This window comes from Nesterenkonia aurantiaca (assembly GCF_004364585.1).
Taxonomy (GTDB): domain Bacteria; phylum Actinomycetota; class Actinomycetes; order Actinomycetales; family Micrococcaceae; genus Nesterenkonia; species Nesterenkonia aurantiaca.
Window position 1 is genome coordinate 83,614 of record NZ_SOAN01000001.1, and the last position, 24,282, is coordinate 107,895.

A 24,282-nucleotide genomic window follows, 5' to 3' on the forward strand; every position below is an offset into this window, starting at 1 on the left:
TCACCCGCCGAAATATTGCCGAGCAGCGTAGATGTACTGTCTCAGCGCTTCCTCCCCCGGAAGATCCGTTCCTGGCACGGTCACGCCGTGCTCGACGTAGAAGAACGACGCTCCGATCTGTTCCAGCGGCACGCCGTAGAGCCGGTGGAAGGCCAGCCGGTAAACCGCCAGCTGGATCTGCTTCTCGCGCAGGTCCTTGCCGGTAGGCACCATGCCGGTCTTCCAGTCGACCAGGTCCCAGGTGCACTGCTGCATCTGAGCATTCCGGTCCTCCGCCGACTTCAGCTCCCAGCGCTCGAAGTCAGCCGCGGTGAGGTCCTGCCCGGCGGCGTCCTTGCCGAAGATGGCGTCGATGCGGCCACGGACCACGACACCGTCCAGGGATGTCTCGACCGGGATCTCTGCCGCGTACAGGCGTCGCTGCGCCCACTCGGTCGCCACGAAGCGTTCCTTGACCGTGGAGAGGTCGAAGGCGTCGTCGAGGTCCTCGTCGCCTCGGTGCGGCTCCTCGATCCCGGGCAGCCTGCTGCGGGTCTCGTAGAACTCCTCGATCCATTCATGCATGACAGTGCCGCGGCGTGCCGCCTGGGAGGGTTTCACCGGCACGGGGCGTCGGGCGAACTCGGCCATGGACTCGGCATTGCGGGCCATGCCCACCACGCTTGAGACACTGATGTGCGCCGGGAAATGCGGTTTTCCAGTCCCCCGTTGCTGCTCACGCGCCCGGTCGACCACCCATTCGGCCTCCTGCTCCCAAGGAGTCAGCGGTAGAGCCGCCTCACCCTCTTCGGCGGACGTCGTCTCGCGCTGCGCGCGATCGGCGGTGGCTTGCTCCACCAGCACGGCGGCCCGGGTCAGCGCGGCACGGCGACCGGGCTGGACCTTCGGAACCTCCACCGTGTTGATCTGCGGCAGCGTGGCCTGCTCGCCCTCTGCCACCTGCCGGCGGTAGCGGCCGATCGGCAGCGGAGCCAGCGGGTCATAGGGCCACTGTGCGCCGAAGAGGTCGTTGCCCACCGGGTTATCCTTCATATCGGCAACCTCTGCCCACTCCAACGCCGCCGAGGCGTCGCCGAAGCCATCGGCCACTTCGCGGATCTCCTCGAGGAACTCTGAGGGTTCCTTGCCGGCGGATGTGCCGTAGAAGCAGGCACCGGTGCACAGCAGAAGCTTCTTCGCGCGCGTCACCGCGACATAGGCCAGGCGCCGTTCTTCCTCCCGGCTGAAGTCCTTGACGTCCTGGGTGAAGACCCGGTTGTCCTCGGTGAACTGCTTCCAGTCGCCCACGCCCGCCGATACGGCCCAGGAGCGCAGATCGGGTTGCTCGGACTCCCACTGCGGGATGCTGCGGCGATCTCCGCGAAGCCGTGCCGGCAGCATGCCATTGCTGCCGGTCCACCGGTCGGCCTTCGCGCTGGGGAACTTGTCCTCGCGCAGCCCGGCCACGGCGACCACGTCCCATTCAAGTCCCTTAGACGCGTGGATGGTCATCAGCTGGATCGCGCCCGGGGTCGGTTCAACATCCGCCTGCTCCAGGCCACGTTCCTTCTCCTGGGCAGCGTCCAGCCAGTCCAGGAAGCTGCGCAGGTCCGGGGTGGTCTCAGTCGCCGCGTAGCTCTCGGCCTGATCGATCAGCGCGTCCAGCTGACGTGCGGCGTAGTGCTGTTCCTCCCACGGCCGGGCCGCGACCTCGATGTCGAGGCCGGTGTCACTGACGATGCGTTGAATCAGCACGCCCAGGTCCAGGGTGGCCCATTGGCGCAGCCGGCGGATCTGTTCCTTGGCCAGCAGCAACCGACGGTGCCCCTCGGCGGACAGGCCGAGCCGCTCGGCGTGGTCCGGGGAGTCCTTGAGCCGCTCCAACGCTTCGACCAGGGAGGCGCGTTCGTCCATCTCCAGTTCGGTGGACTCATACCGGTCCTCGGCGTCGGTGACTCCCTCCCCCGACTGCTCGCTGCCCTGAGGCTGCTCGGAGGCGGGGGCGCGCAGTCGCAGACCCTCCAGATCGCGGGCGGAGCGCTGCAACTGGAGCAGATCGCGAGGGCCGATCCGGTACCGGGCCCCGGCGAGAATCCGGATCAACGCGTCGGAGCGGCCGGGGTCGGCAATGACCCGTAGGTAGGCGAGCACCTCAGCCACCTCTGAGGTGCTCAGCAGCCCGGAGAGTCCGACCAGCTCGTAGTCCAGTCCAGCGAGACGCAGCTGCTCGGCGATGGTCTCCAACTGGGCGCGGGTTCGGGCCAGCACCGCGCAGCTCGGGGCAGTATGGTCCGGGTCACGCTCGGCGTCGAGCTGCAGCACGGCACTGAGCTGTTCGGTGATCGCTTGGGATTCCTCGATGTCTGAGGTGTACCAGCCGTAGCGCACGGTGGCGGTGTGGGCGCCGTCGGGTGGGCTCAGCGGTTTGAGCTGACCACGCAGGTGCGCGTTGTGCGCGCGCCATGGCTTGTCGAGGGAGTCCGCGGCGTCCGGCGCGAAGGGTGTCACCAGCCGGTTCGCGACATCGAGGATCCGCTCGCCGTTGCGCCAGGCGATGGTGAGCTGCAGCAGCGCGGCGGGACGGCGCTGGTCCGTGACGGGGTCCACGGCGGGGAAGGACTGCGGGAAGTCGAAGAGCTGCCCGGCGGAGGCGCCGCGGAACCCGTAGATCGACTGATTCGGGTCCCCCACGGCGGTGACCGCGTGGCCCGTCCCGCTACCGGAGCCGCCGGCGCCGAAGAGGCTGCTGAAGAGCGCGAGCTGCGCGTAGGAGGTGTCCTGGAACTCATCAAGCAGCACCACCTTGTACTTCTCCCGCTCGGCCTCCCCGGCGCTGGGGACGTCCTGTGCGATCTGGGCGGCGAAGCGCAGCAGGTCCCCGTAGTCCATGAGCCCCTCGCTGAGCTTCTTCTCCTGATAACGGCGGACCAGCTCGGCCATCTCGCGGCGCACCCGCAGCGCACGGACCAGATCGATCTGCTTGCCCTTGAGCTCGGCGCCGGCTTCCTGCCAGGCATCTACTCGGGCCAGCTCGACGTCGAGGTGGGCCTCCACCGCCTCCGGGGACTGCAGGTGCTCGGCGCAGTCTCCGGCCAGGCGCATCACGTATCCGGCGAGGTTGCCTGCCGACTGTTCTGCCTCCACGAGGACCTCGGCGCGGTCGTAGGCGCTGACCAATCGGTGGACCAGCTGCCAGGCCTTGGCCTCTCCAATGAGCTGGGTCTCGGGCTCCAGGCCGATCTGCAGGCCGTATTCGGTCACCAGCGTGTTCGCGTAGGAGTGATAGGTGGAGACCGCGGGGGCGAGCAGCTCGGAGATGTCGGCGTGCTCCACGGTGTCGGAGACCTCGACGGGCACCACATCGGCCGGGGAGATCAGCTCCGCCTCCAGCAGCTGCTCGAGCTTCCGGGTGATTCGTTCACGCAGCTCTCCGGCGGCCTTCTTGGTGAAGGTCACCCCGAGGATCTGGTCCGGACGCACGATCCCGTTGGCGACCAGCCAGACCACGCGGTCGGCCATGGTGGCGGTCTTGCCCGACCCGGCACCAGCGACGACGAGCATCGGGGCCAACCCGGATTCGATCACGGCCTGCTGTTCGGCAGTGGGGTAATGCCGGTGCTCGGCGGGGGTGTCCCGCTGAAGCGCATCAGCGATGTCACGGGCGCTGTAGCGCATGGTCTCCAGAGTCATCATGGCTGGGTCACCTGTTTCGTGTTCTCGCAGAGCGGGCAGAGCGAGCCGACCAGGCAGCGCTGTTGATTCGGTGAGTGGTATGCCGAGAACACCCGACCGCTCATCACCTCGGCGGCCTGGGTCAGCTGTTCCAGCGGCCAGCTGGCGTCGGCATCGAGCGCCTCCTGCCGCTGCAGGTTCGAGGCCTTCGCGGATGTGCCCACCTGTAGCAGCGCCGCACCGCCGCCGGACGGGGCAGGGGCGGAGTCCTGAACGTCGTCTGTCTCGATGAGTGCGCGGTCCACTGCTCCCAACGCCACCAGCAGCTGATAGGAGCCAAGCTGTCCGTGGGTGAGAATCTCAGCCTTGGTCGGCTGGTGGCGACCGGTCTTGAGGTCGATGACGAAGAGCTCACCGGCCTCGGTGCGTTCCACACGGTCGATCACGCCGCGGATCTCCACGGACCTGATCTGGGCGGACCCACCGGGTTCCTCCGGGGGCAGCGGGATCTCCAGGCTGGCTTCGACCTGCAGCTCTCGGGCGATCACCTGGCGGCCCTGACCCTGAACGTGGCCGAAGTAGCCGGCGAGCTTCTTCAGCATCACCCGGGCGCGGGATCGGTCCTTCTCGGTCTCCCAGCCCTCCTCGCGGCCCAGGCTGTCCCAACGGGCGTCGAGCTCGGCACCCAGCACTTCGCGGTCGGTCTCCGCCGGGTGGTGCTCGGCGATCTCGTGGATCAGCGAGCCGAGCATCCGGCTGAAATCGGTGGCCTCGACGCCACCGGCGGCACCGGTGAACCACTGCAGCGGCGCGTCGATGGCGCTCTGCACCGAGGACGGGGAGACCCGGACGGTGTCCTCGGGCTCCAGCAGCGGTGCGGTGGTGCTGAGCTCGGGCAGGCCCCACCAGGTGTCGGGCTCCGCGCCGATGAGTCCACCCTCGGCGAGCACGGCGAGCGCCCGGGCCGCCGCCCGGCGCTGAGTCTCGGTGGTCTCATCGATCGTGGGATCGCCAGGGCTGGACCCGGCAGGGCTCGACCTGGCAGGGCCGGACCCGGAGAGGGCAGGCTCGGCGGCGTCGTCGAGTTCGGCCTGGATGCTGATCTCCAGGTGGCGGCGCAGCTCGGCGATCAGCCGGTGGGCGGTGATGGGGCGTGGGATCGCCCCGCTGCGGGCGGTGCGCTCCCCCGGCGGGACCACGAGGTCCAGCAGCATCGAGGGGCTCTCCTCCTGGGCGTGCACGGCCACGGCGTAGAGCCGGTTCTTCGCCCGGGAGACCGCGGAGGCGAAGAGCCGGTATTCGTCCTGGAGCACGTTCATCCGTTTCACCAGCAGGGACTGGGCGGAGGCATCGGCGCGGCCCTCGACGACGTCGACCAGGTGCCCGCTGCCCAACAGCGCTCCACGTGGGTTCAGGTTCGGCCAGGCGCCTTCCTGGAGTCCGGTGAGGATCACGGTGTCGAACTCCCGGCCTGCCGCGCTGGCGGGAGTCAGGACTTCGATCGCCGCGTCCACTGCGGAGGTCTTGGCCAGGGTGTCCATGGGGAGTTCGAGCCGCTCGATGTGGTCCACGAACGCGAGCGCGGAGGCCCCGGGGTTCTGGTCGGAGAAGCGTTCCGCCGCCTGGAACAGCGCCATCACCGCGTCGAGATCGTGATCGGCCCGGCGTCCCTCGGCGCTGGACCACCGGGTCAGACCCGCCCAGTGGCGGCTGACATCGGCGGCGCTCCAGATCTCCCAGAGCAGCTCCTCAGGCCCGCTGGCGGGCCCGGCGGCGGCGTGTCCGGCGGCGAGCATCGCGGCGACGCGCTCCAGCCCGCGGGTCAGGTGCTGGAAGCGGGACTGCGCGCGGACGGCTTCGAAGACCGGATCCCCCGCATTGTTCGCCGCGGCGACCAGCAGCTCATCGGAGCTCCGCGGCTCGGACACCTCTGCCTCGGCGCGCAGCCGGCGGCGCTCCTGGCTGCGCAGCACCTGGCGCAGACTTCGCAGGGTCATCGAATCGGTCTCGCCATACCGGCTGGTCAGCAGGGTGAGCACCTCGGGAAGCGGCACGGGGTGCTCGGCCTCGGGCTCCGGCCGAGCAGTCACGAGATGCAGGACGCGCAGCAGCGGGGCCACGGCGGACTCCTGGTTGAGGATCACATCGCTCATGGACTGACGCACCGGGACGCCCTGGGTCTGGAACATCCGCACCAGCCGTTTGAGCAGCGCGCCGTTGCGGGCGATGACCGCGATCTCATCGAAGGGCACGCCGTGCCGGTGGTGTCGGTCCAGGACCTCCTGCAGGACGAACTGCTCGGCCAGGTAGTCCCCGGGCACGATCTCCACGGCGCAGGACCCGGCCTCGGTGGGCCCGGGCTCGGCGTCGGCCGGTTCAGCGGTGGGCTCGCTGAGCAGCTGCAGCCAGCGCTGGCGCGGCTGCTGGGGTCCCGCCGGGGAGATCCGGCGCAGAGCCCGCGCGTAGGCCCGGCCCACCGCATCGGTGATCCGGTGGTTTCCCTCGAGCACCATCACGCTGGGCTCGACCCCGGGCAGGCCGCCATGCGGGTCTGGGGTCATCGATCCGGAGATGCTGCGCCGCACGATGCCATCGATCTCGGCGTCGGTCTCAGGATTCAGCCCGAGCACGCTCTGGGCCGTGACTCGGCGCGGGGCCACGGTCCAGCTGCGCAGCTTGTCCGGGCGCGCCCCGCGGAAACCCTGCACCGCGGTCTCGGGGCTGGCGAAGGCCAGCACGTCAGCGCCGGCGCCGATCAGGCGCAGCAGCCGGTACACCGAGGGGGTGGCTTCCTGCAGGTCATCGACGATGATCCGGCGCAGCCGTTCGCGCTCGGTCTCGAGGAACTCAGGGTTCTCCTCGAGCAGATTACAAGCCTCGTTGATCAGCCCCGCCGGGTCGAAGGCGTCGGCGTTGGCTCCGGCGTCGAGGTCCTCGCGGTAGCGCTGGTAGAGCTCAGCGGCGGCAGCCCATTCCGGGCGTCGGCACTGCTCGGCCAGGCCGCGCAGCTGCTCGGGTGAGACCCCATACTCCGCGGCGCGGTCGAAGAGCTCGCGGATCTCCTTGCGGAACCCGTCGGTGTCCGCGGCCTCCGCCAAGGAGGCCGGCCAGCTCAGCGGCGGCATCCCGCTCTCGGGATCCGAGCTCAGCAGCTCACGGATGATGCTGTCCTGCTCGGCCCCGGAGAGCAGCCGGGGCCGGCGCGCGGTGAAGGAGAGGATCTCCCGGCGCCGGGCCTCCCCCAACAGCCAGAAGGCGTAGGAGGCGAAGGAGCGGGAGGGCTGCTCCGAGAGCGACCCGCCGCGGGGGCTGGTGTCCCGGGCGACCCAGGCCGCCTCGACCTGTTCGCGCAGCACCGCTGAGGTGGCGCGGGTCGGTGAGAGCAGCAACAGCCGGGAGGAGTCCTGCCCGGACTCCAGATGGCGCAGCGCCAGCTCCGCCGCCAGCGTCGACTTGCCGCTGCCGGGACCGCCGAAACTCAGGATCGGCCCATGTCCGGGGCGCTCGGCCGCGGCGAGCACCTGATGCTGGGACTGATCGAACTCCATGAGGGTCATTCAATCAGAGCCCCCGGACATGGCTTCGCGCAATAGCTCAACCCCACGTCGCCACGCGGCCGCAGCGGCTCAGGGTGATGTCCGCGGCCATGTCCGACCCGCGCGCTACCGTAGAGCCATGGCCGAGACCCCCACCCTCTTCGAGATCACCCCCAGCAGCGAGTCCTGGCATACCCGCCGCCGGGTCGGCTTCGACCTGGAGACCACCTCCCGGGACCCCCGGGTGGCGCGGATCGTCTCCGCGGCGCTGGTGATCTTCGACGACGCCGAGGGCAGCACCGGCGCCGAGACCGGAGTCGAGGGTTCCCCCGGTGCCGGCTCCCAGCGCGTGCGCACTCGGGAGTGGCTGGTCGATCCGGGTGTGGAGATCCCGGCCGAGACCACCGCGATCCACGGCATCTCTACCGAATACGCCCAAGCCAACGGGCAACCCGCGGCCGAGGCGGTCGCTCAGATCACCACGGCCCTGGCGCAGGAGTTCGCCGCGGGCAGCTCCGTGGTGGTGATGAATGCCCCCTATGACTTCACCGTGCTCCAGCAGGAGGCGCTGCGCCACGGGGTCGAGTTCACCGAGCCGGTCGGGGTCATCGACCCGCTGGTGATCGATAAGCAGGTGGACAAGTACCGTCGCGGCAAACGCACGCTGAGCCAAATGTGCCTGCACTATGAGGTCGAGCTCGACGCCGCCCATTCGGCCACCCCGGACGCCTGGGCCGCTGTGGAGGTGGCCTGCGCGCAGGCCGAGCGGTTCCCGCAGCTGCAGATCCCGGCGCCCGAGCTGCACCGGCTCCAGGCCGGATGGAAGGTCGGACAGGCCGCGGACCTGCAGGAATACCTGCGCCGCACCCGCTCCGACGCCGAGGTCAGCCCGGCCTGGCCGGTGTGAACGCGAGCCGGAACCCGGTGTGACCCAGCGAGGTGTCCGCCGAGGCCGAGGTGCGCGCTGAGGTGCGGTAGCGCCGGCAGTAGGAGCGGTGGCACATATAGGAGCCCCCGCGCATCACTGGATACGCTCCGGACCGCGAAGACCCTGACGCGCTGCCATCAGCTCTGGTGAACCCCGAGGCCGTCCACTCCCAGACATTGCCGGTGGTGTTGAAGAGCCCATACCCGTTGGGCGCGAAGGATTCCGCCGGTCGGGTGCCGATCTCCCCTACGAGCCCCTCCGGGAACTCGCCGGGGAAGATGTTCATCCGGCGCTGCCCACCCGGGTCCCGATCTGCCCCCCAGGGGTAGGGCTGCTGGTCCAGTCCGCCGCGCGCGGCGTACTCCCATTCGGTCTCGCTCGGCAGCCGAGCCCCGACCCAGCTGGCATAGGCCTGCGCGTCGCGCCGGGACACCTGCGTCACCGGGTGATCCTCCCGCCCCGCAGCGGTGGACCCAGGCCCCTCGGGCGCGAACCAGGCGGCGCCGCGCACCTGCCGCCACCACGGGGTGGAGGGCTCTGGGGCCGGGGCGGCGTCGCGCAGCTCTCGAGCGAGCAGCCCTTGGAAGACCAGGGCGTCCCCGTGACGTTCGGCGTCGGTGAGGTGCCCGGTGGCCTGCACGAATTGTGCGAACTGCGCCACGGTCACCGTGGTGGAGCTGATCGCGAAGGCCTCGACGCGGACGGACCTGACCGGGCCCTCACCGTCCTCCGGGTAGGCCTGCGGGTCCACGGAGCCCATTCGGAACTCATCGGCGGAGAATCCGATCATCGACAGCTCGGAGGAGGCCGCGGCGGCCAGCTGGACGACCAGTGCGGCCTTCGCGGCAGAGTCCGGCGCGACCGGCGTCGTCGGGGTGGTGCTCGCGGTGCCGTTCGATGCGGCCCTCGGGGCGGCGCTGACAGTTTCCCGGCGTGGCGGGCTGCAACAGGACGCGGGTGCCCAACGGTGCTGTGCGTCGGTCATTCTGCTCCCCTGTCTGTCACCTGATCATCGTCGCAGGCCCTCGGATCCCCCGGAATTCCGCGGAAGATGACCTGTAGCCTGGCACAGCGCGCCGCCTGCACTTCTGCGCGCTTCACGCCCATCTCAGTGCTCATCACGAAGGAGGGACACACTATGTCTGACGACCAGAACATCTCACACCACACCGGAACCGTGTCTCCGCCCGAGCACTCCTCCAGCGTCTCACCTCCTGACACCGTCTCACCTCCGAACATCGTCGTCATCCAGGCTGACCAGATGGCCGCCCAGGCGCTCGGCGCCTACGGCGACGCCGCCGCGAAGACCCCGCACATGGATGCACTCGCCGAAGACGGAGCCGTCTTCGATCGCGCCTACTGCAACTCGCCGCTCTGCGCGCCCTCCCGCGCCTCCATGATGACCGGGGTGATGCCCTCTGACCTGGGCTGCTTCGACAACGGGGATGACTTCGCGTCCTCGGTGCCGACCTTCGCGCACCGACTGCGTCACGCCGGGTATCACACGGCGCTGGTCGGCCGGATGCACTTCGTCGGGGCAGATCAGCACCACGGGTTCGAAGAGCGCCTGACCACCGACGTCTACCCGGCTGACCTGGACATGGTCCCGGACTGGACGCTGCCGCTGGAGCAGAAGCTGCAGTGGTACCACGACGCCGACGCGGTCTTCACCGCCGGGGTCTCCAAGGCCTCGGTTCAGCAGGACTTCGACGACGAGGTCGGTTTTCGCACGCTGCGCCACCTCAATGACCGGGTCCGCGCGAACCAGGCGGCCGCCGCGGCCGGAGAGGAGGCGCAGCCGTTCCTCATGGTGAGCAGCTTCATCCACCCGCATGACCCGTATGAGCCGCCGCAGGAGCATTGGGACCGGTTCGCCGACGTCGAGATCCCTGACCCGGCACACCCCGAGGTGCCCGATATCGCGCAGGATCCGCACAGCCATCGGCTCCGCGCGATGAGCGGCTTCGACCAGCGCTACCCGGACCTGGAGCAGGTCCGCAACGCCCGGCGCGCCTACTACGCGGCGGTCAGCTACATCGATGACCACGTGGGCCGGATCCGCGAGCGCCTGGATTCCCTGGGGCTGAGTGAGAACACCGTGATCCTGGTGACCGCCGACCACGGAGACATGCTCGGCGAGCGGGGCCTCTGGTACAAGATGTCGCCCTATGAGCGCTCCTCCCGGGTGCCGCTGATCGCCTCCGGTCCGGAGCACCTGGTGCCCCGAGGCCGGCATCAGACCCCGGTCTCGCTGCTGGACCTGATGCCCACACTGGTGGACCTGGCCGGAGCCCCGTCGCCGAAGGCTGCCGGGGACTCCGTCTTTGAGATCGCCAGGCGTGAGCAGACTGGCGAGATCGGGCCCAAGGACCGTCCGGTGATCATCGAGTACCTCGCGGAGGGCACCTACCGGCCGCAGCTGAGCATCATCAGCGGGCAGTACAAGTACGTGATCTGCCCGGGCGACGTGGATCAGCTCTTCGACCTCGCCGCGGACCCCCATGAGCTGCACAATGCGGCCCGCGAAGACCAGCATGCGGGCACCGTGGCGCGGCTGCGCGGCGAGCTGGACTCCCGCTATGACATGGAGGCGCTGGAGGCCGGGATCCTGGAGAGTCAGGATCAGCGCCGGCTCGTCGCCGAAGCCCTGAGCATGGGGCGGAAACGGTCCTTCGACCACAACCCGGAGCCCGAGCAGCGCTATGTGCGCGGGGACTTCTGGGGCGCCCTGGAGTACGGCACGATCCGCGAGGGCGCCTGCTGAGCTGAGCTCCCGGCTCCCTGAGGTTCCGGCCTCCTGAGCTCCCTGGGCTTGCGGGGCTTCCTTGGCTGAGGCCTTCACCCCTGGGGCGCTAACGGGTGGAATGACCGGTGAATCTCGGTGCATTCCGCCCGTTGTCGCCCCAGGGATGGGGCAGGGGCGGCGAGTCGGCGTTCGGTAAAGTTCGGTCTCATGCGCGCAATGGTGATGGATGAGATCGCAGGGTCCTTGGACGTCCGAGAGGTGCCCGACCCCACTCCCCCGGTGGGCGGGGTGGTCGTGGAGGTCCATGCCACCGGCCTGTGCGGGAGCGACTGGCACGCCTGGGCCGGACATGAGGAGCTCACCCTGCCCCATGTGCCCGGCCACGAGCTTGCCGGCGTCATCTCCGCGGTGGACTCCGGGGTGCAGCGCTGGTCGGTGGGTGACCGGGTGACGGTGCCCTTCGTGTGCGGCTGCGGCGCCTGCGACTGGTGCCGGAACGGCAACGCCCAGGTGTGCCCGAACCAGCAGCAGCCCGGCTTCACCCACGATGGATCCTTCGCGGAGCATGTGGCGCTGCACGCCGCGGACACCAACCTTGTCGCCATCCCGGAGGCCGTCTCCTTCGAGGCCGCGGCGGCGTTGGGCTGCCGCTTCGCCACCGCCTACCGGGCGCTGACCGTGCGTGCCGCGGTGCGCGCCGGAGAATGGATCACCGTGGTGGGCGCCGGTGGCGTCGGGCTCAGCGCGGTGATGATCGCCAAGGCGCTCGGCGCCCAGGTGATCGCCGTGGACCGCAGCCCCGACGCCCTCCAGGCCGCGAAGGACCTCGGGGCCGATCGCGTGATCCTCGCCGACGGACGCGACGTCCCGGCGGCGGTGCGTGAGGCCACCGGTGAGGGCAGCGATGTCTCAGTGGACGCCGTGGGCAGCGAACAGACCTGCGCGGCCGCGATCCTGAGCCTGCGCCGGCGCGGTCGGCATGTACAGATCGGACTGCTGCCCACCAAGACCGGTCTCTCCCAGGTCCCGATGGCCCGCGCGATCGCTTGGGAGCTTGACCTGTTGGGAAGCCACGGCATGGCCGCCGCTGACTACCCCGGGATGCTGGGGCTGATCAGCAGCGGTGCGCTGCGCCCGCAGGACCTCATCGAACGCGTGGTCGGGCTCGAGGAGGCGGCCAGGCTGCTGCCCGGGATGCAGCGGTCCGTGACCCCGGGGATGACGATGATCAACCCCAGGCTCGCGTGATCACCCCTGAGGCTTCAGGGCCAGCGCCTCAGGCCTGAACCCTCAGGGCTGCGCCTGCGCGGCGGCCTTCGCGGCGCCGGGCAGTGCCTCCAGGATCCGGCCGATCGCGGCGTCGTCGTGGGCTGAGGACAGGAACCAGGCCTCGAACACGCTCGGCGGCAGGTAGACCCCGGCGTCGAGCATCGCGTGGAAGAACGGTCCGTAGCGGAAGGTCTCCTGGGCCTGGGCGTGGGCGTAGTTGTGCACCCCGGTGGCTGAGGTGCCGAAGGCCACGGAGAACAGCGAGCCGACCTTCTGCAGCGTGTGGTCCACCCCGGCCTCGCTCAGCGCGGCGGTGACCCCGTCGGCCACGATCTGGGCCTTCTGATCCACGTGCGCGTAGACCCCTGCGGTGGCGTGTTCCAGGGTGGCCACCCCGGCTGCCATCGCGACCGGGTTCCCCGAGAGCGTGCCTGCGTGGTAGACCGGGCCGGTGGGCGCCAGGTGCTCCATGACCTCGCGTCGACCGGCCAGCGCGGCGGTGGGCAGTCCGCCGCCGATGACCTTGCCGAAGGTGAACAGGTCAGGCTCCCAGCCCTCGACCCGCCCGGAGGCACCCCAGTAGCCGGCCTCGGTGATCCGGAATCCGGTCATCACCTCGTCGAAGATCATCAGGGCCCCGTGGCGCTGGGTGATCTCGCGGATGAAGCTGTTGAAGCCTGCTTCCGGGACCACCACGCCCATGTTGGCCGGGGTGGCTTCAGTGATCACCGCAGCGATGTGCTCGCCGTGCTCGGCGAAGACGGCCTCCAGTGCGGCGCGGTCGTTGTATTCCACCACGATGGTCTCGGAGGCCTGCGCCTCGGTGACCCCTGCGGAGCCCGGCAGGCCCAGCGTGGCCACTCCGGAGCCGGCGGCGGCGAGCAGCCCGTCGGAGTGCCCGTGGTAGCAGCCGGCGAACTTCACCACGATGTTGCGCCCGGTGACCCCGCGGGCCAGCCGGATCGCGGTCATGGTGGCTTCGGTGCCGGTGGAGACCATCCGGATCATCTCCGCGCCGGGGACCCGACGCCGGACCAGCTCGGCGAGCCGCGCCTCGGAGGGGTGGGAGGTGCCGAAGCCGAGTCCGGCGTCCACCGCGTCGTGCACGGCTTTGATCACCGCAGGGTGCTTATGCCCCAGCAGCGCTGGCCCCCAGGATCCGACCAGGTCCACGTACTGGGTGCCCTCGGCGTCGGTGAGGTAGGGCCCGTCGGCGGAGACCATGAACGCCGGGGTGCCGCCCACCGAGCCGAAGGCGCGGACCGGGGAGCTCACTCCCCCGGGCATGATCTCGCGGGCGGTGTCGAAGAGTTCCTGGTTCGTGGTCATCGCGGAGCGGGTCCTTTCAGCTGACCGGCGGGAAGCCGGCGTCGGTGCGGGGTTCGTCAGTGGGTTCGCGCGTCGGCCGGTTCTCGGCCGGTGCGCTGGTCTCCGCCGGTGTCGCAGCCTCAGCTTCTGCCGGGGCCGCAGTCGTGTGCGGCTGGATCGGTGGGTGCACCGGGGTGTCCGCGCTGGGTGCCGCAGGCGCCCTGTGGGACGGGGGAAGCGGCGCCACCGGCGCCCGCGTGCTGCCCAGCTCCTCGCGAAGCCATCCGGCCACCTCGGCGGCGTAGTAGGTGAGCACGTTGGTCGCGCCCGCGCGGCGGATCGCGATCAGCGATTCGGTGATCACCGTGCGCCGGTCGATCCACCCGTTGGCGGCGGCGGCCTCGATCATCGCGTACTCCCCGGAGACCTGATAGGCCGAGACCGGGACGTCGCTGATCGCGGCGGTGTCCGAGAGGATGTCGAGGTAGGCGCTGGCCGGCTTGACCATCACCATGTCCGCGCCCTCGGCGAGGTCGATCTCCACCTCGCGCAGCGCTTCGGTGCGGTTCGGGGCGTCCATCTGGTACTGCTTGCGGTCCCCGCTCAGCTGGGAGTCCACGGCCTCGCGGAACGGGCCGTAGAAGCCGGAGGCGTATTTCGCGGCGTAGGCGAGGATCGGCACGTGCTGGTGTCCGGCCTCGTCCAGAGCCTGCCGGATCACGGCGACCTGGCCGTCCATCATGCCCGAGGGTGCGACGACGTCGGCGCCCGCCTCGGCCTGGGCCACGCCCATCTCGGCGTAGACCTCCAGGGTGGCGTCGTTGTCCACCTCGCCGGCCTCGTCCACGAGACCGCAGTGCCCGTGATCGGTGAACTCGTCCAGGCACAGGTCGCTCATCACGACCAGGTCATCGCCGACCCGGTCCTTCACGGCGCGGATGGAGCGATTCAGGATGCCCTGCGGGTCCAGGCCGGCGCTGCCCTGGGCGTCGCGGTTAGCGGGGATGCCGAAGAGCATGATCCCGGCCAGGCCGAGGTCGCGGGCCTGCTCGGCGGCGTTGAGCAGCGAGGCTTCGGTGTGCTGGAAGACGCCGGGCATGGAGCTGATCGGCACCGGTTCGGTGAGGCCCTCGCGGACGAAGACCGGCAGGATCAGGTCGGCCGGGTGCAGCCGGGTCTCGGCCACCATCCGGCGCATGGCAGGGCTGCGGCGCAGCCGGCGTGGGCGCTGTTCGGGGAAACTCACGTGCTACTCCTGGTGATCAGGGGGACGGCGGTCGGTGCGCTCGAGCTGGCCTTCTCGGAAGGGCCCCGCTGAACGTGTCGCCGCCGCACAGTCTAGTTCTCAGCGACCCAGGGCGGCCATCACGGCGTCAGCGCTCGGCTCTGAGAGAACACCGGAGGCGGGGATGCCTCGGCGGGCGAGAGTCTTCGCGGTGGGCCGCCCGATGGCCAGCAGTCGGACCCGCTCCGGGAGCCCGAGGTCGGCGAGCCCGTCGGCCGCAGAGGAGCTGGTGACCAGCAGCACCGTGGGGTCTACATGGCTGAGCCGGTCGCGGCGCAGGTCGGCGGCGAGCTGGTCCAGGTCCAGGAGATCCTCACCCGCCGGCTGCGGCAGCAGTCGCCGTTGCGGATCTCCAGCGACCAGAACCCCGCCCACCACCAGAGAGCTGGTCTCATAGGCGCTGACCCGGGTGACCTGCCAACCGGTGTCACTCAGGCCTTCGCGGAGCTCGGACCGGGCCTGGGCCGACTGTGGCAGCAGCAGCCCACCGTCCTGCCCCGGAGACGGCTCGGGGAACTCCTGGATCATCCCGGCGGCGCTGCTCTCGGCCTGCGGCATCCACGGGTCGGTGATGCCGGTATGTGTGCGCAGCACCCGGGCGGTGCCGGGACCGACGACGCCGACGCGCGTCTGCGCAGGCAGGGTCCCGTCCCAGCCCAGCTTCACCAGAGCCCGGACGGTGTTGGCGCTGGTGAACAGCACCCAGGAGAAGTCGCCGCGGGAAAGCCGGCCGAGCGCCGTGTTCAGCTCGGTGGTGTCCTCAGGGAGTCGCTGCTCGGTGACCGGGAGGAACCGGACCTGGAGCCCGACCGCGCGCAGACCTGCCTCCAACGGGCCCGTCTGTGCGGGGTCTCGAGTCAGGGCGATTCGCATGATGCCAGCTTACCGAGAAGAGTCCGAGGACAATGGTGCCCAAGAGTGTGAACCACGTGCCGTGCAGCGACCACGCGCGCGAGGAGACTTCAGAGGACGCATGACTCGAAAGGGACTTCCCATGACAGCAGAACCGATACTCGTCTCCGGCGCGACAGGCAATGTCGGCCGCGCCGTGGTCGAGCGTCTTCTGGAGGCAGGTGTTCGGGTGCGGGCTGCGGGAAGAACCGTGGAGTCGGTCCAGGCGGCATTCGGCGACAGGGTCGAGGCGGTGGCCCTGGACTTCACGGACGAAGGCACGTGGCGCGGTGCCTTCACCGGGGTGCGACGGATGTTCTTGCTGCGACCGCCACAGCTGGGAAGACCCAAGACACAGATGATTCCCGCGCTCGAACACGCTCGCGAACTTGGCCTCTCGCAGATCGTGTTCCTGTCCCTGCAGGGGGCGGAACGGAACCCGGTGGTGCCTCATGCTGAGATCGAGAGGTGGTTGAGGGCCTCAGGAGCGTCCTGGACGTTCGTGCGGGCTTCCTTCTTCCATCAGAATCTCTCAACCACCCACGTCTCAGACATCCGCGACCGTGATGAGATCATGGTTCCGGCCGGGCACGGGAGAACCTCCTTCGTCGACGCTGAGGACGTCGGCGCAGTCGCGGCCGCCGCACTGCTCCGTCCGGCGGAGCACAAGAACTTGGCATGGACGATCACCGGAGATGAGGCGCTGAGCTACACCGAGGTCGCCGATATCCTCACGGCGGAGCTCGGCAGACCGGTGCGATACACCCGGCCCGGAGCTCTGCGTTACGGCCTCCATGCCCGAAAGCGACTGGGCATGCCCTGGGGCATGGTGTGCGTGACCATCGCGATCTACACCGCCGCTCGTCTCGGCCAGGCTGCCGGCATCAGTGCAGATCTTGCCCAGGTGCTGGGCCGAGCCCCCAGGAGCTTCGCTGAGTTCGCTCACCGCCACCGAGGAGTGTGGGATCCCACGCTTTAGGCGTCCACCACGTGCTTGAGCAGCCCGAAGTCCTCGGCGAGCAGCTGCTCCGCGACCTGAGTCCCGAGCTGGATCGCACGGTCCACCGAGACCCGACGGTCCGCCCCGGCCTCGATCGAGATCTCGGCTCCGGCGCGCTGCGTCCTGGTCCCGTCGGGGGCACAGATCACCGAGTCCAGGCGCAGGGTGGCGCCGCCGTCGGGGTTGTCGTCATAGCGGGCGAGTCCGCCGATCGGTGCTGAGCAGCCGGCGTTGAGCCGGGCCAGCAGCCCCCGTTCCGCTGAGGTCTCCAGCCGGGCGGGAATGTCGTCGTAGAGCGCCAGCGCCATGCCCAGCGGGGCGGTGGGCTCGGCGTCCTCGGCGCGGACCTCCACGGCCAGGGCACCTTGGCCGGGGGCGGGCAGCATCACCTCAGTGGGGATCAGCTCGGCGATGTGATGCTCCAGGCCGAGTCGCTTCAGGCCGGCGCCGGCGAGCACGACGGCGTCCAGGTCACCTCGGGCGGCATTCGGCGCCTGCGGCGAGGCCTCGGCAGCAGACCCGTGCCCGCGGACCCGGGCCAGCCGGGTGCCCACGTTGCCGCGGATGTCCACGATCTCAAGATCAGGCCGTGCCGCGCGCAGCTGGGCGGCGCGGCGCGGGGACCCGGTGCCCACCTTCGCGCCCTGCGGCAGCTGCGCAAGAGGCACATCATCAGCGGAGCACAGCGCGTCGCGCACGTCTTCCCGGGAGGGCACCGAGGCGATCGCGAGCCCCTCGAGGTCCTTGGCGGGCAGGTCCTTGAGCGAGTGCACCGCCACGTCGCAGGTCTTGTCGAACAGCGCCTGGCGCAGCGCGGAGGCGAAGACCCCGGTGCCGCCCATCTGCGCGAGCGGTCCGGTGAGGATGTCACCCTCGGTCTTCACCGTGATCAGCTCGTAGCCGGCCTCGGCGTGGGAGGCGAGCGCTTCCGCCGCCGTCGTCGTCTGGGTCAGTGCGAGCTTGCTGCCGCGGGTGCCTACGGTGAATGTCGCCATCTAGCTCCTCTGGACGTCCTTGCGGAAGCGGGTGCAGTTGCAGGGTCCGCAGATGCCGGACCACTTGCCGGGCACGACCTGCTCGCCGAAGCCCACGGGCTCGCCGTTGACGCCTTGGAGGTACTCGCTGAGCACATCGACGAGTCCGGAGACGAACTTCTCCTGGATGCCCGGGGTCGCGGCACGGTGGTAGGCCAGGCCGAGCTCCGCGGCGGTGTCCTTGGCCTCGGTGTCGAGGTCCCAGAGCACCTCCATGTGGTCGGAGACGAAGCCGATGGGCATCACCACCACACCGGCGACGCCGGCCTCGGCATCTTCGGTGAGGGCGTCGTTGATGTCTGGCTCCAGCCAGGGGGTCTTCGGGCTGCCGGAGCGGGACTGGAAGGTCAGTGAGTGTTCCAGACCCTCGGCCTCAGGGACGCTGGCCATCAGGTGGCGGGCGACGGCGAGGTGCTCGGCCGAGTAGACGTCGGTGCCGTATTCCTCGATCACCCGGTCCGGGCCCATGGCCTCGGCGTTGCGGCTGGGGATGGAGTGAGTGACGAAGACGATCTTCGGCTGCGCCTCGGCCTTGCCGGCCTGCTCCAGCTGCGCCCGGACGTCGGCGATGCCCGCGGCCAGGGCGTCCTTGAACGGGTCGATGAACGCCTTGTCCATGAAGAACTGGCGGACCTTCACCACACTCATCTCCTCGCGCAGCCCGGTCTCGTCCAGGGTCAGCGAGAAGTCCTCGCGGTACTGCCCGCAGGAGGAGTAGCCGTTGTACGCGGAGGTGACCAGCGCCAGGATCCGGCGGTGTCCGGCGGCGTGCATCTCGCGGAAGGTCTCGGTGAAGAAGGGGTTCCAGTTGCGGTTGCCCCAGTACATCGGGATGTCCAGCTGGCGGGCGGCGACCTCGGCCTCCAGTGCGGCCTTGAGGTCCCGGTTCTGCTCGTTGATCGGGCTGATCCCGCCGTTGGCGCGGTAGTGGGTGGCGACCTCTTCGAGCCGCTCATCCGGGATCCCGCGACCGCGGGTCACGTTGCGCAGGAACGGGAGCACGTCGTCCTGACCCTCGGGACCGCCGAAGGAGGCGAGCAGGATCGCGTCATAGTTGCCCGGCTCGTCCTTGGTGGAGCCCTCCGCGTAGTCCACCGGCAGCGGGGCCGGGACCTCGGCGGCCTCGGGCGAGGTCTCGGTGCCCGGGGTGGGTGTGGTCTGAGAGGAGTCCGCCACTGCCGAGGCGGCCTGCTCCTCGGTGGGGTGATCGGAGGTCTCGGTCGGGTGGGCCGGGCCGGTGTTCTCGGCCGACTCGGTGTTGTCTGGGGTGATCGTCACAGCAGGACCTCAGCGATCTCCGACGCGGCCTTCAGGCGGCGGCCGGTATAGAAGGGAATTTCGTCACGCACGTGATAGCGGGTCTCGGACTCGCGCAGCTTGCGCATCATGTCCACCAGGTCGGTGAGCTTCGGCGCCTCCAGCGCGAGCAGCCACTCCCAGTCGTTCAGCGCGAACGCGGAGGTGGTGTTGGCCAGCACCGAGGGGAACTCCTGGCCGAGCAGGCCGTGCTCGCGCAGCATCTTTCCGCGCTTGGCCGGGTCCAGCAGGTACCAGTCATAGGAGCGGTTGAACGGGTAGATGACCAGCCAGTCCTCCGGGGGCACCCCGAGGGCGTAGGCCGGGACGTGGCTGCGGGCGAACTCGGCGGTGCGGTGCACGCCCATCGCGGAGAACGCGATCCGGGTCTGGGAGAACATCGCGGTGCGGCGGATGCGGCGCACCGCTGCCTGCAGGTCCTCGGCGGAGGGACCGGTGACCCAGGTGAGGATGTCGGCCTCATCGCGCATGGCGGAGACGTCGTAGGTGCCGCGGAAGCTGACCTCTTGATCGGCGAACGTTCCGGCGAGCTCATCGAACTCGACCTCCACGTCAGCGCCCTGCGGCGCGGATCCGGTCCGCGCGAAGACGGTGTAGAGGGTGAACCAGTCCTTGCCCGAGGTGTTGACCTCTTCGGGCGTGCGCTGAGCGTTGCTGCCGTAGCTCACAGATGCCTCCATCAGCATTGATCGTCCGTGCGGGGCCTAGGTGGTGATGTCCCGCATCCAGCTTATCGCCCGGCCTTCCACGGTTTTCTACATGACGTCGAAAAAAGTGACGGACCGCTCACGCAGGTATGACCGGTGTGGCGGGTTCAGCGAGAGGTGCGCAGGATCGTCACGGCGGCGGCCCGTGCGTCGGGCACCACCCGGGCCAGCCCGGTGCCTGCGAACCAGGCGCCGATCATGTGCAGCCCGGGCCGCCGCTCCCCCGAGGGCTGCACCGCGGTGGACTCCTGGGCCGACCCCGCGGCGGAGGCCTCGGCGAGGCGTTCACGCAGCGCGGTGATCCGCTCGGCGTGCCCGGCGGAGCTCTGCGGCAGCGCCTTGCGCCAGCGGATCACGCTGGCCTCGAGGATCTGGTCCGCGTCGATGGGGATCCCGAAGAGTGCGCCGATGTCGGCTGCGGCGGCGGCAAGCAGCTGCTCGTCGCTGGACTCCGCGCCCAGTGCCTCCTGATGCCGCGGCCCGACCCGTCCGTAGGACAGGCGCACCACGTGGTGGCCGGGCCCGTGCGCGTGGGTCACGGCGGTGTCCGCCCATTCCCATTTGGAGCTGATGTGCGTCATCGCCTTGGCTGCGATGTCTTGTACCTGCGGAGCCACCAGCACCCCGGTGCCGCGCGGGTGGTCATCAAGCTCCGGGGCGTCGAGGATCATCGAGACCAGGGCGACGCCGCGGTCCGGCGCGGCGGCCCCCTGCTTCAGCCCAGCGGCCCCGTGCTCACCGCCGGGGGCCTCCTTCGCACCGCCCGGGGCCTCCTGCGCTCCGCCGGGGGTCAGGCCGGTGAGGTCCAGTCCGCTCAGGTCGACCACGGACCCGACCAGCTGCACCGCGGCAGGGGCATCCAGGGCGAGGATCACATGATCCGGGCCCTCGTCGGCGATCAGCGCGGCCAGGTCGGTGACCTCGGTGTTGAGCCGGAGCTCCACGCCGAGCCGAAGCAGCTCCGCCTCCAGGGCGCCGACCAGGCGGTTGAGCCCGCCATGCAGCGAGTTCACCGCGGAGCCTGGCGGGGCCTTGGACTTCACCAGGGCCACGGCGCGGGCCAGCGAGCCCTCGCGCAGCATCGCCTCGAAGAGTCCGGGGGCGGCGTTGTTCATGTCCAGGTCATCCGGGTCGGCCGAATGCACCCCGGACACGATCGGGGTGACCAGCCGGTCCAGCACGGCCTGGCCCATCCGGTCCCGGACCACCTCGCCCAGCGTGATCTGCCCGGATCGGGCGGCGTCGGCCTGCACCCAGGACTCCATGGAGGCGGTGAGGTCCTCGGCGGCGCGGCGCGCCTCCGCCTCGCCCAGAATCGCCACCACATCGGGGGCCATCGGATCGGCGGGGATGCCCAAGATCCCGGTGGCCGGCAGCGGGGCCGCCAGATCCGGCAGCTGCAGCCAGGCCGCAGAGTGCTGCGGAGCCACCACCTGTTCGTGGAGACCCAGCTCCTGCAGCAGCTTCGGCACCACCGGGGAGCGGGTCGCGAAGGCCTCTGCCCCGGCGTCGTAGGCGACCCCACCCATCTCGTGGGCACCGATCGCCCCGCCCAGCCGGTCTCCGGCCTCGTAGAGCGCCACCGTGGCACCGGCGCGGGCCAGGTCCCAGGCGGCGATCAGCCCGGCGATGCCTCCGCCGACCACGGCGACATGCGGCGGCCCGGCCGGTGAGCCCGTCGGTGAGCCCTCCGGCGCACCGGCGGCCGACCCGGCTGACTCGCCGGCGGAGGCACTGGAGGCCGCGCCCACCCGGGCGCTGACCTCAGCGTCGGCGGGGTCGCTCGAGGGGGCGTTGATCGGCGCGTTCATCCAGGCAGCGCTCAGTCCTCGTAGCCGATCTCGTGGATCAGGCTGACCACGCGGGTGAGCACCTCCGGGTCGGTCTCCGGGGGCACCCCGTGGCCGAGGTTGAGCACATGTCCGGCCGCACCGGAGCCGGCCGCGATGATCTCGCGGACATGCTTCTCCAGCGTGGGCCAGTCCGCTGGCAGCAGCGCCGGGTCGATGTTGCCCTGCAGCGGGGTCTCGGCCCCGACCCGGCGGGTGGCCTCTGCCAGGTTCAGCCGGTAGTCCACCCCGACGACGTCGGCGCCGGCCGCGCGCAGCAGGTCCAGGATCTCCCCGGTGCCGGTGCCGAAGTGGATCAGCGGGGCGGTGACCCGGTGGCCCTCGGGCGTGGTCCCGCCGAGGTCCTTGACGTGAGTGAAGGCTTCGGCGGAGTGGCGCAGCACGTGCCGGGCATAGTCCTCGCGGCTCAGCGAGCCGGCCCAGGAGTCGAAGAGCTGCGCGGCGGAGGCGCCGGCCATCAGCTGGGCGCGCATGAACCGGCCGGAGACCTCGGCCGCCCAGGAAGCCAGAGCGTGCCAGGTCTCCGGGTCTGCGTGCATCATGGTGCGCGGGCCGAGGTGGTCCCGGGAGGGCCTGCCCTCCACCATGTAGGCGGCCAGGGTGAACGGAGCGCCGGCGAAGCCGACCAGCGGGGTGGAGCCCAGCTCGGCCACGGTGCGCTTGACGGCCTCGGTGATCGGCGCGAAGGCGGCGTCGTCGAGCGTGGGCAGTGCCTCGACGTCGGCGCGGGTGCGCACCGGGGAGCCCAGCACCGGTCCGACCCCGGGCTGGATCTCGACGTCGATCCCGGCCAGGCGCAGCGGGATGACGATGTCGGAGAAGAAGATCGCCGCGTCCACGTCGTGCCGGCGCACCGGCTGCAGCGTGATCTCGGAGGCCAGCGCCGGATCCAGGCAGCTGTCCAGCATTGTGGTGCCCTCACGCAGCGCCCGGTACTCCGGCAGTGAACGGCCCGCCTGGCGCATGAACCACACCGGGCGGCGGTGCGGGCGTGTGATCTCTCCCGCACTGTTACGTCCGCCGCGATACTGGTTCAGCAGCGCGGAGTCGGCGGTGAGCCCGGTGAGCAGCGGGTGGTCCTGCGGCAGCTGCGCCGTGGAACCCTGGGAACGTACGGCTGCCCGCGGGATGGCGGTGACGGAGCCGGTGGCCGGAGAGGACGCGGCCATGCCGGCGAAAGATCCAGAAGTCATATGCCACATTCTCCACTTTTCCGCGGCACAGTTCGACCCGCTGTAGAATCAATGACGTCGTGGTACTTATTTCTCTCGTTGCCACCCACTCGGAGCTGGACCTCGAGACGGTGGGCACTCTCAGCGCAGGAGCGGCCGAGCTGGCCGGGTCCGTGCACATGCCTGCCGTGACGCTGGCCACCTGCAACCGGATGGAGATCTACGCAGAGTCCACCGGGGGATCCCATGATGATGTCCAGAGCACCCGGGAGCGGCTGCTCGACCTCGTGGCCGAGACCTCCGGGCTGGACCGTGAGCTGGTCGGGCGCTCCTTCCGCACTCTGGTGGAGGACGACGCCGTCTCACACCTCTTCGAGGTCGGCGCCGGTCTGGACTCCGCGGTCATCGGTGAGCGCGAGATCGCGGGCCAGGTGCGCAAATCCCTGGCCGACGCCCAGCACGCCGGGACCATCTCCGGAAGCCTGACCAAGCTCTTCGAGACCGCCTCGCGGACCGCCAAGGATGTCGGCACCCGCACCGCGCTGGGCTCCCGCGGACGCTCCATCGTCTCGGTGGCCCTGGACATCGCCGGGGACATGCGTGGCGACGGCCCCGCCTTCTACCCCGGCGCCAAGGTCGTGCTGATCGGCACCGGCGCCTATTCCGGGACCTCGCTGGCCCAGCTGGTCGAGCGTGGGGTCACCGATATCGGGGTCTTCTCCGGCTCCGGGCGCGCCGAGGACTTCGTGGCCGAACGTGCTGGCGGCGCCCGGGCGCTGCAGATGCAGGAGCTGCCCACCGCCTTCCGTGAGGCCGATGTGATCATCGGCTGCTCCGGCGGCAACCGCCGGATCACCGCCAAAGAGGTCGAGAACCTGGCCGGACTCACCGGGGACGCCCCCCGGCGGAAGCCGCTGACCGTCATCGACCTGGCCCTCTCCCACGACTTCGATCCCGACGTCGCAGAACTCGAACGTGTAGACCTGATCACCCTGGAATCGGTGAAGATGGCCGCTCCCGGAGAGACCGAGGACTCCGTGCAGGAGGCGCGCGACGTCGTGCGCTCCGCGGTGGAGACGTACCTCACCGAGCGTCGCGAGCGCACCGCCGATGACGCCATCGTCGCGCTGCGCCGGCACACCCAGTCGCTGCTGGATGAGGAGATGGACAAGATCCGCAGGCAGCACGGCTGCACCGGAGCCACCGAGGAGGTGGAGTTCGCGGTGCGCCGGATCGTGCGCAAGATGCTGCACACCCCCACGGTGCGGGCCCGCGAGATGGCCGCCGCAGGGCGCACCGAAGACTACGTGCGGGCGCTTCAGGACCTGCACGGCATCGAGGTCACGGTGCGCGAAGAGACCACCCGCACCGCCCCGGCGAAGCGTCGGCGCGCCGAAGAGTTCTCCGCCGCGGAGCTCGCTCAGATGGCCAGCTACCTCACCAAGGTCCCCTTCGGCGGGTTCTGCCAGCATCACCGCCCCGGCGAGTTCGCGATCGAGCGCATCGACGCCGTGCGCGACCTGGACATCCGCCGCGCCAGCTGAGCCGGCCCCTCCCCGGGCCGTTCGCCTCGACTGCAGGAATGACT

General features: G+C 70.1%; 15 protein-coding genes and 1 pseudogene. 5 read left to right on the forward strand and 11 right to left on the reverse strand.

The window, feature by feature from the left end; all coding sequences use genetic code 11:
* The gene (locus EV640_RS00345; RefSeq protein WP_133725440.1) at positions 1–3,672 is read right to left on the reverse strand and encodes an ATP-dependent helicase; all 3,672 of its coding nucleotides are present in this window, start codon (positions 3,670–3,672) and stop codon (positions 1–3) included.
* Positions 3,669–7,199 carry an ATP-dependent DNA helicase gene (locus EV640_RS00350; RefSeq protein ID WP_166645822.1) on the reverse strand — a complete coding sequence of 1,177 codons (3,531 nt, stop codon included), beginning with the start codon at positions 7,197–7,199 and terminating at the stop codon, positions 3,669–3,671. The genes EV640_RS00345 and EV640_RS00350 overlap by 4 nt, the downstream gene beginning before the upstream one ends.
* 127 nt (positions 7,200–7,326) lie before the next feature.
* Between EV640_RS00350 and EV640_RS00355 the strand changes: the two genes are divergently transcribed.
* Positions 7,327–8,094 carry a 3'-5' exonuclease gene (locus tag EV640_RS00355; RefSeq protein ID WP_133725442.1) on the forward strand — a complete coding sequence of 256 codons (768 nt, stop codon included), beginning with the start codon at positions 7,327–7,329 and terminating at the stop codon, positions 8,092–8,094.
* On the opposite strand, the gene EV640_RS00360 is transcribed toward EV640_RS00355, so the two are convergent.
* Positions 8,072–9,100: an SUMF1/EgtB/PvdO family nonheme iron enzyme gene (locus EV640_RS00360; protein WP_208292147.1), complete on the reverse strand. Its 1,029-nt coding sequence runs from the start codon at positions 9,098–9,100 to the stop codon at positions 8,072–8,074. The genes EV640_RS00355 and EV640_RS00360 overlap by 23 nt on opposite strands.
* Before the next feature lie 153 nt (positions 9,101–9,253).
* Between EV640_RS00360 and betC the strand changes: the two genes are divergently transcribed.
* On the forward strand, positions 9,254–10,879 hold the full coding sequence (betC, locus tag EV640_RS00370) for a choline-sulfatase (RefSeq protein ID WP_133725444.1): 1,626 nt from the start codon (positions 9,254–9,256) through the stop codon (positions 10,877–10,879).
* 189 nt (positions 10,880–11,068) lie between these two features.
* A complete protein-coding gene (locus tag EV640_RS00375) occupies positions 11,069–12,109 on the forward strand; it encodes a zinc-binding dehydrogenase (protein WP_133725445.1) in 1,041 nt (346 codons plus the stop codon).
* 42 nt (positions 12,110–12,151) lie between these two features.
* Here EV640_RS00375 and hemL read toward each other — a convergent pair whose 3' ends face one another.
* The 3 genes and pseudogenes from hemL to EV640_RS00390 form a co-directional block, all read right to left on the reverse strand.
* Positions 12,152–13,459 (reverse strand): glutamate-1-semialdehyde 2,1-aminomutase, encoded by a 1,308-nt coding sequence (hemL, locus tag EV640_RS00380; RefSeq protein ID WP_133725446.1) that lies wholly within the window; start codon positions 13,457–13,459, stop codon positions 12,152–12,154.
* Positions 13,460–13,709: 250 nt separating this feature from the next.
* A pseudogene (hemB, locus tag EV640_RS00385) lies at positions 13,710–14,684 on the reverse strand (porphobilinogen synthase); the annotation flags it as partial.
* 99 nt (positions 14,685–14,783) lie between these two features.
* Positions 14,784–15,596 carry a uroporphyrinogen-III synthase gene (locus EV640_RS00390; protein WP_133725447.1) on the reverse strand — a complete coding sequence of 271 codons (813 nt, stop codon included), beginning with the start codon at positions 15,594–15,596 and terminating at the stop codon, positions 14,784–14,786.
* Positions 15,597–15,717: 121 nt separating this feature from the next.
* Here EV640_RS00390 and EV640_RS00395 point away from each other — a divergent pair, with 121 nt between their 5' ends.
* Entirely contained in the window at positions 15,718–16,593 is an 876-nt protein-coding gene (locus tag EV640_RS00395; RefSeq protein WP_166645823.1) for an NmrA family NAD(P)-binding protein, read from the forward strand.
* Here the strand turns inward: EV640_RS00395 and hemC are convergent.
* The 5 genes from hemC to hemE all read right to left on the reverse strand — a co-directional run bounded on the left by hemC (position 16,590) and on the right by hemE (position 22,715).
* A complete protein-coding gene (hemC, locus tag EV640_RS00400; protein WP_133725449.1) occupies positions 16,590–17,609 on the reverse strand; it encodes a hydroxymethylbilane synthase in 1,020 nt (339 codons plus the stop codon). The genes EV640_RS00395 and hemC overlap by 4 nt on opposite strands.
* Positions 17,610–18,926 carry a ferrochelatase gene (locus tag EV640_RS00405; protein ID WP_369797170.1) on the reverse strand — a complete coding sequence of 439 codons (1,317 nt, stop codon included), beginning with the start codon at positions 18,924–18,926 and terminating at the stop codon, positions 17,610–17,612.
* Positions 18,923–19,645 (reverse strand): hydrogen peroxide-dependent heme synthase, encoded by a 723-nt coding sequence (gene hemQ, locus EV640_RS00410; RefSeq protein ID WP_051500833.1) that lies wholly within the window; start codon positions 19,643–19,645, stop codon positions 18,923–18,925. The genes EV640_RS00405 and hemQ overlap by 4 nt, the downstream gene beginning before the upstream one ends.
* A 134-nt stretch (positions 19,646–19,779) precedes the next feature.
* Positions 19,780–21,483 carry a protoporphyrinogen/coproporphyrinogen oxidase gene (locus EV640_RS00415; RefSeq protein WP_133725450.1) on the reverse strand — a complete coding sequence of 568 codons (1,704 nt, stop codon included), beginning with the start codon at positions 21,481–21,483 and terminating at the stop codon, positions 19,780–19,782.
* A gap of 11 nt (positions 21,484–21,494) precedes the next feature.
* Entirely contained in the window at positions 21,495–22,715 is a 1,221-nt protein-coding gene (gene hemE, locus EV640_RS00420; RefSeq protein WP_133725451.1) for a uroporphyrinogen decarboxylase, read from the reverse strand.
* Between the two features lie 59 nt (positions 22,716–22,774).
* Here hemE and EV640_RS00425 point away from each other — a divergent pair, with 59 nt between their 5' ends.
* A complete protein-coding gene (locus tag EV640_RS00425) occupies positions 22,775–24,238 on the forward strand; it encodes a glutamyl-tRNA reductase (protein ID WP_243832169.1) in 1,464 nt (487 codons plus the stop codon).
* Positions 24,239–24,282 lie beyond the last annotated feature (44 nt).